Origin of the sequence: Sphingomonas kyeonggiensis, from assembly GCF_014204495.1 — a bacterium.
In the GTDB taxonomy this organism is placed as follows: Bacteria; Pseudomonadota; Alphaproteobacteria; order Sphingomonadales; family Sphingomonadaceae; genus Sphingomonas; species Sphingomonas kyeonggiensis_A.
In genome coordinates, this window is the sequence record NZ_JACHLN010000003.1 from 297,596 (window position 1) to 311,168 (window position 13,573).

The 13,573-nt window shown below is 67.0% G+C and carries 10 protein-coding genes; 5 read left to right on the top strand and 5 right to left on the bottom strand.

What is annotated here, in order from left to right; all coding sequences use genetic code 11:
- Window positions 1–8: 8 nt before the first annotated feature.
- Genes HNP52_RS15650 through HNP52_RS15660 form a run of 3 tightly spaced genes read right to left on the bottom strand, consistent with a single transcriptional unit; the run spans window position 9 to window position 2,256 of the window.
- On the bottom strand, window positions 9–689 hold the full coding sequence (locus HNP52_RS15650) for an ABC transporter ATP-binding protein (RefSeq protein WP_184169200.1): 681 nt from the start codon (window positions 687–689) through the stop codon (window positions 9–11).
- Between the two features lie 20 nt (window positions 690–709).
- Window positions 710–2,014 carry an efflux RND transporter periplasmic adaptor subunit gene (locus tag HNP52_RS15655; protein WP_260396182.1) on the bottom strand — a complete coding sequence of 435 codons (1,305 nt, stop codon included), beginning with the start codon at window positions 2,012–2,014 and terminating at the stop codon, window positions 710–712.
- Window positions 2,011–2,256 (bottom strand): hypothetical protein, encoded by a 246-nt coding sequence (locus HNP52_RS15660; RefSeq protein WP_184168569.1) that lies wholly within the window; start codon window positions 2,254–2,256, stop codon window positions 2,011–2,013. The genes HNP52_RS15655 and HNP52_RS15660 overlap by 4 nt, the downstream gene beginning before the upstream one ends.
- 159 nt (window positions 2,257–2,415) lie before the next feature.
- Between HNP52_RS15660 and HNP52_RS15665 the strand changes: the two genes are divergently transcribed.
- Window positions 2,416–3,816, top strand: a complete 1,401-nt coding sequence (locus HNP52_RS15665; RefSeq protein ID WP_184168570.1) for a sigma-54 dependent transcriptional regulator — start codon at window positions 2,416–2,418, stop codon at window positions 3,814–3,816.
- Complete coding sequence (locus HNP52_RS15670; protein WP_184168571.1) at window positions 3,806–5,131, top strand: PAS domain-containing sensor histidine kinase; 1,326 nt, start codon at window positions 3,806–3,808, stop codon at window positions 5,129–5,131. The genes HNP52_RS15665 and HNP52_RS15670 overlap by 11 nt, the downstream gene beginning before the upstream one ends.
- Window positions 5,132–5,415: 284 nt before the next feature.
- Here HNP52_RS15670 and HNP52_RS15675 read toward each other — a convergent pair whose 3' ends face one another.
- A complete protein-coding gene (locus tag HNP52_RS15675) occupies window positions 5,416–8,121 on the bottom strand; it encodes a TonB-dependent receptor (RefSeq protein WP_184168572.1) in 2,706 nt (901 codons plus the stop codon).
- 222 nt (window positions 8,122–8,343) lie between these two features.
- Here HNP52_RS15675 and HNP52_RS15680 point away from each other — a divergent pair, with 222 nt between their 5' ends.
- Both HNP52_RS15680 and nagA read left to right on the top strand, forming a co-directional pair.
- Complete coding sequence (locus tag HNP52_RS15680; protein ID WP_184168573.1) at window positions 8,344–9,087, top strand: GntR family transcriptional regulator; 744 nt, start codon at window positions 8,344–8,346, stop codon at window positions 9,085–9,087.
- Window positions 9,088–9,168: 81 nt separating this feature from the next.
- Window positions 9,169–10,293: an N-acetylglucosamine-6-phosphate deacetylase gene (nagA, locus tag HNP52_RS15685; RefSeq protein WP_184168574.1), complete on the top strand. Its 1,125-nt coding sequence runs from the start codon at window positions 9,169–9,171 to the stop codon at window positions 10,291–10,293.
- Window positions 10,294–10,419: 126 nt separating this feature from the next.
- Here the strand turns inward: nagA and HNP52_RS15690 are convergent, their stop codons facing one another.
- Entirely contained in the window at window positions 10,420–11,850 is a 1,431-nt protein-coding gene (locus HNP52_RS15690) for a LytTR family DNA-binding domain-containing protein (RefSeq protein ID WP_184168575.1), read from the bottom strand.
- Between the two features lie 111 nt (window positions 11,851–11,961).
- Between HNP52_RS15690 and HNP52_RS15695 the strand changes: the two genes are divergently transcribed.
- On the top strand, window positions 11,962–13,419 hold the full coding sequence (locus HNP52_RS15695) for an alpha/beta fold hydrolase (protein ID WP_184168576.1): 1,458 nt from the start codon (window positions 11,962–11,964) through the stop codon (window positions 13,417–13,419).
- Window positions 13,420–13,573 lie beyond the last annotated feature (154 nt).

Genomic DNA, 13,573 nt, shown 5'->3' on the forward strand with positions numbered 1-13,573 from the left:
CTTCTCGATCAGGCCGCGCGGCGGCGTTCCTGGAGGACGCGGCCGTCGAGCATCGAGACGATGCGGCCGGCATAATCGGCATGCGCGGGCGAGTGGGTGACCATCACGATCGTCGAGCCCTCGGCATTCAGCGTCTGCAGCATGTGCATCACTTCCTCGCCATGCTGGGTGTCGAGATTGCCGGTCGGCTCGTCCGCCAGGATCAGTTTCGGGCTGGCGACGAGCGCGCGGGCAACCGCGACGCGCTGCTGCTGGCCGCCCGAAAGCTGGCTGGGGCGATGCTTGGCGCGGTGGGCGATGCCGGTGCGGTCCATCACCTCGTCAACCCGGCGCTTCCGCTCGGCGGCGGGGACATTGTGATAGAGCAAGGCGAGCTCGACATTGTCGCGGACGCTCAGCTCGTCGACCAGGTTGAAGCTCTGGAAGATGAAGCCGATATTCTCCTTGCGGACATCGGCGAGCTTGCTCTCCGAGAGGCCGGCGACTTCCTGGCCGTTGAACTGGTAGGAGCCCGAGGACGGGCTATCGAGCATGCCGATCATGTTGAGCAGGGTCGACTTGCCGCAGCCCGAGGGGCCCATGATCGCGACGAACTCGCCCTGGGCGATTTCGAGGTCGATCGCGTCGAGCGCCGTCGTCTGCACCGTGTCGGTGCGGTAGACCTTGGAGAGTTCGCGCATCTGCAGCATCGGATTCCCTTTCTGGTTCGTCATTTGGTGAGGTCCAGGCGCGTCTTGTCGGTGAGGCCGGTATAGGGCGAGGTGATCACCCGCTCGCCGGGTTCGAGGCCGTCGAGCACCTCGATGAAATCGCTGTTGCGGCGGCCGAGGCGGACGTTGCGCTTCTCCGCGCTGCCGCCGCCCGGGGCGACCACGAACACCCAGGCTCCGCCGGTATCGCTGTAGAAGGCCCCGTTGGGGATCAGCAGCGCCGGGGCGGAATCGCCGAGCGTGAGCCGGGCCTGCATCGTCTGGCCGCGCTGGAGCTGGGGCGGTTCGCCATCGGTGAACTGGAGATCGACCTGGAACTGGCCGTTCTGCACCTGGGGATAGATCTTGGTGACCTTCGCGCCGTAGCGCTTGCCGTTCCAGTCGAGCGCCGCCTTCTGGCCGATCTGGACGCGACCCAGGTAGAATTCGTCGACGCCGGCGATCAGCTTGTTGCGGCCGGGGCTGTCGATCTGGCCGACGCGCTCGCCGCGGCCGAGCGACTGGCCGACCTGGACCGAGAAGCCCGAAAGCTGGCCGGCGACCGGTGCGCGGAGCTGGAGCGCATCGAGATTGGCGCGGGCGATGGCGAGGCCGGACTGCATCGACTTCGCCGCCTGTTGCTGCTGGGTGAGCTGGCTGCCCTGGAGGCGGGCATCGGTGGTCTGGCTGCGCTTGAGGGCCGCCAGGTTGCGCTGGCTCAGCGCGTAATCGGCCTCGGTATCGGCAAACTGCTTGCCCGAGACGAAGCCGCGCTCGGCGAGCGGCTTTTCGCGCTCATACTGGCGGCGGGCCTTCTCATAGGTGGTTTGCGCCGCGAGCACGGCGCGCTCGTTGGAAAGCTGGGTCTGGGCAAGCGACAGCTCCTGGCTGCGCATGTTGTTGATCTGCTGCTCGACTTCGGTCTGGCGGGCGAGCGTGGAGAGCTGGAGCTCGGCGTTCGACAGCAGCGCGATCGGCTGGCCGGCGGCGACGGTGGCGCCGTCCTCGACCAGCATCTTCTCGACCCGGCCACCCTCGACCGCGTCGATATAGACGGTGAGCAGCGGGGTGACGCGGGCGCGCAGCGGCATGAAATCGTCGAAGGTGCCGCGCGTGACATTGGAGATGGTCACGCGGTCCATCGTCACGGTCTGGCTGGCGCCCGACGGGGCGAACCACCAGAAGGCGGCAACGGCCAGCGCGGCGGCGGCCACGCCGAGCGCGACCTTGAGGCGCGTCGAGAGCGCGCGCTTCTCGACCACCTGGTCCATCCCGCTGCCCGAGACGGCGCCCGCTTTTTCCTTCTGCATCCGTAGCACTGTCATGCCCCCAATCCTCGCAAATGCCGTGCCAGCCCCGCGCCCTCGGGCCGAGGATCGGCGGCGGCGTGGCAAGTGTTCGATTTCGGACAGGCGCGTCCGGAATCGAACGCGATCCGTAACGACGTGACGCCGAGCCGAAGCACGGCATGACCGCCGGCGCCGTCCATGCGGAGATCGATCCCCAGCGGCGCGCGGGGCAGGCACAGGAGGAGGATCGCCACCGCGATCACTGCTCCCTTGCGCATTCCCCCTGCCGACCGCTGCACGATTTTCCTCCGCCGGCGGATGCGCCGTTCATCCCAGTGTCAGCATGTCCCGTGCCAATTGCGCTTTCGGGGGGACCGTGGCTTGGCACGCAATTTGATTGTCCGGTTCCGCACAGTAACTGTACGGGAGTGGGCAGCATGGGCGATCCGGAATTCGATTTCTGCGTCGTGATCGACGACGACGACGATATCCTGATGGCGTCGCGGCTGTTGCTGCGGCGGCTGTTCAAGGATGTCGAGGCGGTGCGCAGCCCCGACGAGGCGCTGCCGCTGGTGCGGGCGCGTACGCCCGACGCGGTGCTGCTCGACGCGAACTTCGCGCGCGGCGCCACCGACGCGAGCGAGGGGCTGGCCTTCCTCGACAAGCTGCTCGCGGTCGATCCCGAGATGGTGGTGGTGATGATCACCGCGCATGGCGGGGTGCAGGTCGCGGTCTCGGCGATGAAGCGCGGGGCCACCGACTTCGTCTCCAAGCCCTGGTCGAACGAGAAATTGCTGGCGACCGTGCGCACTGCCGCTTCGCTGCGACGCTCGCGCAAGGCCGTGGGTGGCGGCAACGCCGCTCCTGCCCCGGCGGCGCAGGCGGGCGCCTCGCCCCTGCTCGGCGATTCGCCGGCGATGGCGCGGGTCCACTCGCTCATCAGCCGCGCCGGGCCGACCGATGCGAACGTGCTGGTGCTCGGCGAGAACGGCACCGGCAAGGAGCTGGTAGCGCGCGAGCTGCACCGCCAGTCGCTGCGCGCCAATCAGGTGATGCTGACCGTCGACCTGGGCGCGGTGAGCGAGGAGCTGATCGACAGCGAGCTCTTCGGCCATGTGAAGGGCGCCTTCACCGATGCGCGGACCGACCGGGTGGGCCGCATCCAGGCGGCGGACGGGGGCACCTTGTTCCTCGACGAGATCGGCAATCTGCCGCTGCGGCTGCAACCCAAGCTGCTCACCGTGCTCGAGCAGCGCCAGGTGACGCCGGTCGGCGCCAACAAGCCGGTGCCGGTCAATATCCGCGTGATCGCCGCGACCAACCTGCCGCCCGAGAAGCTGCGCGACGAGAGCCATTTCCGGCAGGACCTGCTGTTCCGCCTCAACACGGTGGAGATCGACCTGCCGCCGCTGCGCGACCGCCGCGAGGACGTGCCGCAGCTGATCGAGCATTATCTCCAGCATTACGCCAAGCGCTATGGCCGCCCGGTGCCGGCGCTGAGCCCGGCGGCGCGGATGGCGCTGCTCGACCATGACTGGCCGGGCAATGTCCGCGCGCTGCGCCACGCGCTGGAGCGCGCGGTGATCCTGGCGCGCGAAGAGGCGCTGGAGCCCGAGGACTTCGCGCTGGTCCGCGCGATGCCGCGCGTCGTGCCCGCCGCGGCGATCACCCCGCCCCGCCCGCCCGGCCCTAGCGACGACCTCAACCTCGAGCGGGTGGAGCGCCGGCTGGTCGAGGAGGCGCTGAAGAAGCACGGCTATAATATCTCGCTGGCCGCCAACGAGCTCGGCCTGTCGCGCGCCGCGCTCTATCGCCGGATGGAGAAGCATGGGCTTTGACCGGCGCTTCACGCTGGGCCTGATCGCCTGGATCGCCGCGCTGGCCGCGGCGGTGACGGCGGCGGTGCTGAGCTTCCTCACCCCCGGGCTGGGCGCCGCGCGGATCGTCGCGCTGCTGCTGGTCGCGGGCGCGCTGTGGGGCATGTGGCGGCTGGTATCGCGCACCAATGTCGCGCTCGCCCGCTTCGTCGAGGCGCTGCGCTTCGACGACACTTCGGCCCGCTTCGGCGGCACCCATGGCGGCGGCTTCGAGGCGCTGGGCACGGCGCTGGACGGCGCGATGGACCGGCTGCGCGAGCGCCAGATGGCGAGCGCGGCGGAGATGCGCTTCCTCGAGGCGCTGGTCGACGACATGCCGGTGGCGCTGCTGACCATCGACGGCGAGGGCCATGTCGACCCCGCCAACAAGGCGGCGCGGCGGCTGTTCCGCGGCGCGCCGGGCACGCGGGCCGAGGACTATGCCGTCTATGGCGCGACGCTGGCAAAGCGGCTGGCGGGCGGCGATGCGGCCGAGGAGATCCTGTTGCTGGCGATCGAGGGGCGGACGCAGCGCGTGCTGGTCCGCTCGGGCACGCTCGAGCGGCTCGGCCGCAGCATCCGTGCGGTGACGGTGCAGCCGATCCAGGGCACGCTCGATGCCGTGGAGATGGCGGCGCAGACCGACCTGGTGCGCGTGCTGACCCATGAGATCCTCAACTCGCTGACCCCGGTGACTTCGCTGGCGGCGACGGCGGCGGACCTGCTCGACGATCCCGAACTGGCCGGCAACCCGCGGATCGGCGATGCGCGCGCGGCGGTCTCCACCCTTGCCCGGCGTGCGCATGGGCTGGGGCATTTCATCGAGGCCTATCGCGCGGTGGCGCATACCCCCGAGCTGCAGCGCCAGACCTTCGCCGCCCAGCCCTGGGCCGAGGAACTGGGCCGCATCTTCGCCGCGCGCGAGCCCGAGGTTCCGCTGACGATCGAAGTCACCCCGGCGAGGCTGGCACTGGAGGCCGATCCCGACCTGCTCGCCCAGGTGCTGATCAACCTGCTCCAGAACGCGGCCCAGGCGATGGCCGGCCAGGACCGCCCGCCCCGCCTCGCGCTGCGCATGTTCGCCGAGCATGACGCGCTGGTGATCGAAGTGGAGGACAATGGCCCCGGCGTGCCCGAAGGGCTGCGCCAGGACGTGTTCCTGCCCTTCTTCACCACCCGCGCGACGGGGACCGGCGTGGGGCTGAACCTCGCGCGGCAGATCGTAGTGGCGCATGGCGGGAGCATCGATGTGGGCGATGCCGCTGGTGGCGGGGCGGTGTTCCGGATCTTGATTTAGGGTTTGGGCGTTGTGTCGCGAGGTCCGGTATTGGGCCGGGTGCGGACTGGCAGCTTTGCGGCTTGGGACTGGCAAAGCCAGCTTCTGATACTCTGGGAATTCCGGCGTGCTCGAACGATTTCACCGCAGATTTGCCGTGGTGATTTCCAAAGATTGAGCGTGAGGAAGTCCGGCCATCCTTCCAGACATTCGCAAAGCGCGTGGCGACCGGGCGAAGCTGCAAGGTAAAAAGGACTGGCGGGCGGACGATTGCGCGCCCGGCCGCCAGCCCAGGGGTTGGAGGGTCAGAAGTTCACATTGACGGTCGCGAGGAGCTTGCGGCCGTTCTTGTAAACGCCGCGCGGCAGGCGCTGCGTGTTGGCATAGGCGTAGTATTGGCTGTCGGTCAGGTTCATGCCCGAGACGGTCAGCCCGATTTCCTTGGTGATGTTGTAGGTGGCCGACACGTCGACGTTGGCGGCGTCGCGGACGTACATCTGGTCACCGCGGTCGATGCCGGTGAAGTATTTCGAGCGCCAGGTATAGGTCGCGCGCAAGGCGATCGGGCCGGTCTCGAAGAACGGGCTCAGGCTCGCCTGGTGGCGCGAGTTATAGGGCAGGTCGCCGCCGGTGCTCGCCTTGCCATCCGAGTAGGTATAGTTGGCGAGGATGCCCAGGCCGAAGGGCAGGCTCTGCTGATAGGCGATGGCGAAGCCCTTCACCTCGGCCGAGCCGGCGTTAAACGGCCGGGCGATCTGATAGGTCGTCACTGCATTGCGCGACGAATTGAAGTGCTGCTCCGGGGCGGTCTGCTGCAGGATGTAGTTGCTGATGTCCTTGTAGAACACCTCGCCCGACAGGATCGCCCGCGGCGCCAGATACCATTCGAGCGACGCGTTGAAGTTGTTCGACTTGTAGGGCTTCAGGTCCGGATTGCCGCCGCCGCCGGTGCCGATCTGGTCCGACAGCCAGAAATAGTTGGTCATGTCGGCATAGTTCGGGCGGGCGATCACCTGCGCCGCGGCGAAGCGGAAGATCAGGTCCTTCTTCACATCGGCGATGATGTTCACGCTGGGCAGGACATTGTCGTAGCTCGACTTGGTCGTCTGCCACACCCAGTCGGCCTGCGCGCTGCAGGTCGCGCCCGGCTTGCAGACATAGCCCGCACTGTCGGTGCTGGTGTGGACGTAGCGCACGCCGAAATTGCCGCGGAAGCCGCCGGCGTCGAAGTTCGCCTGGGCGTAGAAGGCGTGGATCTGCTCGTTGATGTCCCAGTTGCCGGCGGTGAATTCCGAAGCCGCGAACTTGGACGGGGTCGGCAGGCCCGGGCGGCCCTGGACATAGTTCACCATCGAATCGCCGTTGATGATGAAGCGGCCGGCCATCTGGTCGTTGATGCCGTCGAAGCCGGACAGGTAATTGTCCTTGACGGTGCGGGTGTCGAAGTTGCTCGCCGGCACGGCCAGGCCGGTCAGCGCGATGCCCTCATATTCCTGGGCGGTCTCGTGCTTGCGATACTTGTAGCCGAGCTGGATGCGCTTGAGCACGCCATCGAACTTCAGGCCGAAATCGACCTGGCCATAGCGCTCCTTGTCAGTGGTCGGCTTGTTGACCAGGTTGCCGCTCCAGCCCGGATCGGTCGCGAAGGCGGCCGGGTTGCCAAGCACGTTGCTGGTGTAGCTGATCGTGCCGGGCTTGTCGGGCGCGCCGCTGATGTCGACGGTGTAGTTCGCCCAGTTGAGGAACTCGAGGAACACCTGCTTCTTGGTGCCGCCGTCCGCATCGGACACGCCGCCCTCGACGTTCAGGTCCCAGTGCACGTCGTCCCAGCCGATCTGGCCGTGGAAGGTCTGCGAGTGCATCTCGGCGACGCGATACTGCGCATCGAGCACCGAGAGCGCGTTGTTGAAGGTCGCCGACTTGACGATGCCGTCCTGCACGTTGAGCCCGGTCAGGCGACCGGCGCTGTTCCAAGTGTTGCCCGGGAAGGCGTACATCGACTGGTTGAGATTGTCATAGGTAGCGTCGATGCGCAGCCAGTCGGCGGTGATCGTCAGCTGGTCGACCGGCTTCCACTGGGCGGTGGCCGAATAGGTCAGGCGCTCGCGGCCCTGCTCGAAATAGGAAGTGCCGAACGCGTTCGGGAACTTGGCGTTCGGATTGGCGAGCAGGGTGGTAGCGCAGGTGCCGGTGCACTGGCCGGTGCCGGTGATCTGCTTGGTCGGATCCGGATTGACCGGGATCATGCTCTGCGGGAGCGAGCTGGTCAGCGCGTCGTTGGCGCCGTTCCAGAAGTTGGCGTTGATCGTGCCATAGGCCTCGAGGCCGTCACGGCGCAGCCGGTCCTTGGTGCGCTGGAACGAGGCGAGGACGCCGAAGGTCTTGCTCGCATTGTGCCAGCTGACCAGCGCCGAGCCCTGGACGTCGCCCTTTTCCGAGCGGTCATTGTAGAGATAGCCGAGCGAGCCGGCGACCACGAAGGGCTTGAGCTCGAGCGGCTTGCGGGTGAGCACGTTGACGGTGCCGCCCACCGAGCCTTCGTCGATCCGCGGCTCGGGCGACTTGTAGACGTCGACGCGGTTGACCAGCTGCGGCGCGAGCAGCGCATAGTTGAAGGTGCGGCCCGGCGAATCGAGGATGAACCAGTCAGCCGAGGCCACGGTCTGGCCGTTGAGCAGGGTGCGGTTCAGCGCCGGATCGGTGCCGAGGATCGAGACCTTCTCGCCCTGGCCGAACTGGCGGTCGACGGTGACGCCCGGAACCAGCGTCAGCGCTTCGGCGACGTTGGTGTTGGGGAACTTGCCGACATCCTCGGACGAAACCGAGTCGATGATCGCATCGGCCTTGCGCTTGGCATCGATCGACTGCGCGAGCGAGGCGCGGAAGCCGGTGACGACGATCTCGCCTTCATCGGCGGGCTGGGCAGTGGTGTCGCTGGTCTGTGCATGCGCGGCGCCGGTGAGCAGCGCCATGGCGCTGGCCGTGCCGATAAGAAATCCCCGGATTCCCATGTCTCATCCCCTTGGTCAGATGTTTCTGAACTTCCTTTTATTCCTTGTGGTACGTCGTTGGTATACCAGTCGCGTACCAATATCCGTACCATTCCTTAGGTAATGAAGGTCGTCAAGACGGATTCTTACATTGGGATTACAGTCCTCTGAAATTTTCTACTGACAATGGTACGTTAGTGGTACTAGTGTTGCATAAGGCGCACAGCCGTTTATGGGGAAGCCATGCCGCTGCTGGCAAAAACGATCAGGCCGTTCGATGGCCGGGGAAAAGGGCCGCTATACCGGCAGCTCGAGAACGCGTTGCGCGAAGCCCTGCTCGACAACCTGCTCAAGCCGAATGAAGCGCTGCCCGCCGAACGGGATCTGGCTGCGGACCTCTCGGTCTCTCGGATCACCTTGCGCAAGGCGATCGACAAGCTGGTCGACGAGGGGCTGCTTGTCCGCCGCCACGGCGCGGGTACCTTCGTGGCCAGCCGGGTCGAAAAGCAGTTCGCCAAGCTCTCGTCCTTCTCGGAAGATATGGCCTCGCGCGGGCGGACCGTGCGCAGCGAATGGCTGATCCGCACCGCTAGCGCGGTGACGGGCGAGGAATCGCTCACCTTCGGCCTGAGCCCGGGCACCGAAGTCTATCGCTTCCACCGCATCCGCTATGCCGACGACGTGCCGATGGCGCTCGAATTCGCGATCATCCCAGGCTTCGGCCTGCCGGGGATCGAGGCGGTCAGCTCCTCGCTGTACGCCGCGCTCGAAGCGACCGGAAATCGCCCCGTTCGGGCGCTCCAGCGATTGCGCGCTGCCCTGTGCGACGCAGAACGGGCGGCCCTGCTCGGCGTCGAGGTGGGCGCGCCCGTGCTCTATATCGAGCGGCGCGGCTTCCTGGCGGATGGCCGGGTAATCGAGGCGACGACCAGCTGGTATCGCGGCGACGCCTATGACTTCGTCGCCGAACTCGACACACGCGGCTAAGCCGATGATCTCCTCCCATCCGCGCCGCGGGACCATCCGCGCGCACGCCGATCGGTTTACCCAGACGACCGGGAAGATACGATGCGGGCGCTGATTCCCATGCGCGCGCTGGTGGACGGCGCACTGCAGACCGGCATCGCCGTGCTGGTCGATGGAGCGCGCATCGTCGACCTGGTTCCTGCCGACGCCCTTCCCCCGGATGCCGTGCCGGAGTCCCTGCCGGGCACGCTGGTCCCCGGCTTCATCGATACCCAGGTGAACGGCGGTGGCGGCGTACTGTTCAACGATGCACCCACCGTCGCGGGCATCGCCGCGATTGGTGCGGCGCACCGCCGCTTCGGCACCACCGGGTTCCTGCCGACGCTCATCAGCGACGATCTCGACGTGATCCGTCGCGCAGTCGCGGCAGTCGATGCCGCGATCGAAGCGGGCGTGCCGGGGGTGCTCGGCATCCACATCGAGGGTCCGTTCCTCAACGTCGATCGCAAGGGCATCCATTCGGCCGAGAAGATCCGCCCGCTGGACGAGGACGGCATGGCAGCGCTGACCGGCCTGAAGCGCGGCCGCACCCTAATCACGCTCGCGCCCGAGCGCGTCTCCCCAGAGCAAATCGAATCCCTTGTCGCCGCCGGCGCGGTCGTCTCGGCCGGGCATACCAATGCCAGCTATATCCAGGCCAAGGCGGCGGTGGCTGCCGGCATGCGCGGCGTGACCCACTTGTTCAACGCGATGTCGCCGCTCGGTTCGCGCGAGCCGGGGATGGTCGGCGCTTCGCTCGATTCGCCTGAACTGACATGCGGCCTGATTGTCGATGGTCATCATGTGAGCCCCGCGACGCTTCGCCTAGCGCTACGTTGCAAGCCCAGCAGCGGCTTCATGCTGGTGACCGACGCGATGCCCTCGGTCGGCTCGGTTGCGAGCGAATTCCTGCTTCAGGGCCGCCGCATCACCGTGAAGGACGGGGCTTGCCGCAGCGACGACGGGACGCTGGCCGGCTCGCATCTCGACATGGCGGCCGCGGTGCGAAACGCGATGTCGATGCTCGGTCTCGACATCGCGACGGCGGTGGAGTTGGCGAGCGCTAGCCCCGCTGCGCTGATCGGCCTGGCTCGTACGCGCGGCCGCATTGCCGCCGGCCTTTTGGCGGACCTCGTGCTGCTCGACGACGCAGGAAAGGTCATTGCGACCTGGATCGGCGGGAGCTAGCCTATCCCCTAACAGGCCCGAACCGGACAGTGGTTTCATAGTTTGTCCTGCGCGAAAGTTGTCGGCCGGCCAACCACCCGTTCGCGGTCTTTCCGCGGCGCGACGGCTGATCCTAAACCGGCCGCGCTACGCCGCCACAGCGACGGAAGGGGCCTCCAGGGCCTCGCGCAGGGCAGGCAGGCGGGAACGGCTGACCGGCAGCGACACCCCTTCGCTCAAGTGCAGCCGCCAGCGGTCGCCGTCGCGTTCCAGCCGTTGCACCCGGGACAGGTTTGCGATCACGGACCGATGGATGCGCTGGAAGCCTGCCGGCAATTGGCTCGCAAGCCCGTCGAGGCGCGCCGCGTGCAGCAGGCTGCGTCCGCCAGCCAGTCGCAGTTCGACATAATCGTCAGCGCCCACCACGGCCAGGATCTCCGCGATCGGCACCAATTCGACGCCACGCGCCGAAGCCACCGTCAGTCGGTCAGGCTGGCTGGCCGCACGCGTCAGGGCGGCTTCGCGGCCGCGATCATCGCGACCAAGACGCACGACCTCGACCATCAGCAACGGCAGCACGAGCCCGGCAGCGAGCAGAAAGTAGGAAAGATCGGTGAACCATTCGGGAAGGCCGAGGGCCAGCGCCAGAAAAAGTGTGAGATAGGCAAGCGTCGGCCGCGCGCCGGGGAGCCGCCGCCACGCGCCTGCCGCAGCCGGCAGGGCGGCAAGTGCAACGCCCAGGATGAGTGCCCATATCGTCTTCACGTCAAAGCCCGGCAGCAGAGCAGTCGCGCCCACAAGACCAAGGGAGAAGCCGGTGATGACGCCGCGTCTTCCGGGCAGGAACCTGGTGGAGACGTAGCGCACCAGCAGGACCGCGAAGATCGCCGCCAGCACCCAGATGGCGCTCATCCGCCAGGCGTGCAGAGGATAGGAATAGTCGAACAGCGTTCGCAGGCTCTCGACAATGGCCTGCAGCGTCGCAACGCTCGCCATGGCAGCCAGGATCAGGCTGGTCCCGGTGCGGCGCATGGCGTGGATGACCCCGAAGCCAAATGCCGCGGCCAGCAATGTGCCGGCTGCCAGGAAGGTGATAGCCAGCGGCGCGATGCGCGGCGGATACGGATAGGGCAAGACGGCAACGGCACTCATCGGCCGTGCGAAACGCAGGCCGCCGTGAAACGACGACAGGCGGAGCACCAACACGTTCTCGCCGTCCCGCCAGATGACTTCGCGGATGGGGAAGATCGCCTGGTAGCGCCCGGGTATCTCTTCCTGCGCCGCGCTGCCGGGGCGACCGTTCGCGCCAAGACGCTTCCCATTGAGCCAGGCTTCCGACGAAGCGACACCCGCCACATAGAGGACGCGCGGACGGGTATCCGCCGGGGCCTGGACGATAGACCGGATCCAGATTTCCCGCCCTTGCGGATCGACGACATCGGCAATCGGCCGGCAATCGCCGAGTACTGGGCCGGCCGGACTGGCCACGCCATGACAGGCTTGCCACGCGCCGCCCTGAGCGTGCGCCGGGGACATGAATATCGCCAGGAGGAAGGTGAAAAACGGGATTCGCCACATGCACCCCCTCTAGGCTGCCGTTCGCCGGGATGCACCGCCATTCGCCGATCCGCGGGTGCCATTGACCGAGCCGGCGTAGCCAGGCGTGCCTCGAACGGCTCAGCCGGTGTCATGACCAACACATCGCTCAATCGCCGCGCCCTGCTTGCCGCAGCCGCCCTTGCCTATCCCGCCCTGGTGATCGCCCGGGCCTCTGCACAGGTGGCACCGCCGTCCCAGGAAGGGCCCTTCCGCTTCAAGGGCTGGCGCGGCGCTGAGACCGACGCAGAGCGCGGCTTCTTCGAGGTCCCGGAAGATCGCCGCGATCCGCGCTCGCGGAAAATCCGGCTGGGCTATGTGCGCTTTCCTTCCACCGCAGCCAGGCCCGGCCCGCCGATCGTTTACCTGGCGGGTGGCCCCGGCGGAGCTGGATCCTCGGCCGCTGCCGGACCGCGCTTTCCGATCTTCATGGCCTTGCGCGAAGTCGCCGATGTGATCGCCTTCGACCAGCGCGGCACAGGCATGTCCGCCGCTATCCCTGCCAGGCCTGATCCTGTGGCTCCGCTGCCCGTGTTCACGCGTGAGGGGCTGACGGCCTATTTCCGCGAAGACCTCCAGCGGGCTTGGAAGGACTGGGAACCAGCCGGCATCGCAATCCGCGGCTACAACACCGAACAGAACGCCGACGACATCGACGATCTGCGGAAGCATCTGGGCACGGAGAAGATCGACCTCTGGGGCATCAGCTACGGCTCGCACCTCGCGCTCAGCGTGCTCAAGCGACACGGTGACCGGGTGAACCGCGTCGCGCTGGCCAGCCTTGAAGGGCAGGACCAGACCGTGAAGCGCCCGGCGCGGATCGACGCTTTCCTGGATCAGGTCGACGCCCTGCTGGGTACGGACCCGGCGATCCGTGCGAAGATACCCGACTTCAAGGCCTTGATGCGCCGCGTTCATACCCGGCTCGAGGCGAACCCCATCCGGATGGCCACCAAGCTGGGAAACACACCGATCGAGTTGCAGCTGGGCGGCTTCGGCATCCAGCTCATGTCGGGCGGGCTGATCGCCAATCCGCGCACACTGGTGATGCTGCCGGAAATATATCGGGCGCTCGATGCCGGTAAAACGGAGGTGCTCGCGCCGTTCCTGGGCGAGTTTACCGGCCTTCTAGGTATCAGCGGCATGCCCGAGGCCATGGACCTGGCATCGGGAATTTCGCCCGGCCGCCTGGCCATGGTGCAGCGCGAGGCGCGGACAGCCGTATTGGGGGATGCGCTGAACTTCCCGATGCCGCACCTGCTGGGCGCGGTCCCGGCGGTCGACCTTGGCGAAGGCTTCCGGGCACCGATCCGCATCGGTCACCCCGCCCTGCTGGTTGCCGGATCGCTGGACGGCCGCACACCGCTGGCCGAACAAGCCGAGGTAGCGGCGCAATTCCAGCGCAAATCCCGCATGATCGTCGAGAATGCAGGCCACAATGTCTTCGAGGCCCATCCCGATGTGCAGGGCCTGCTGGTGCGGTTCTTCAGCGGCGAGACACTGGCCGACACGAAGCTGGCCCTGCCTCCGCCAAAATTCCAGCTGGGATGACTTGACCGGAAACGCCGAGCGGCGAACGACCGCCGATGTCTAGACCTCCGCGAAAGGTGGATTGGCGGTAACGTGTCCCATATCAGTCATTCTGGACGCCGTTCAAAGTTGGCTGAACGAATGGCGGGTTTCGGGATCGCGTCGCACTAGACTG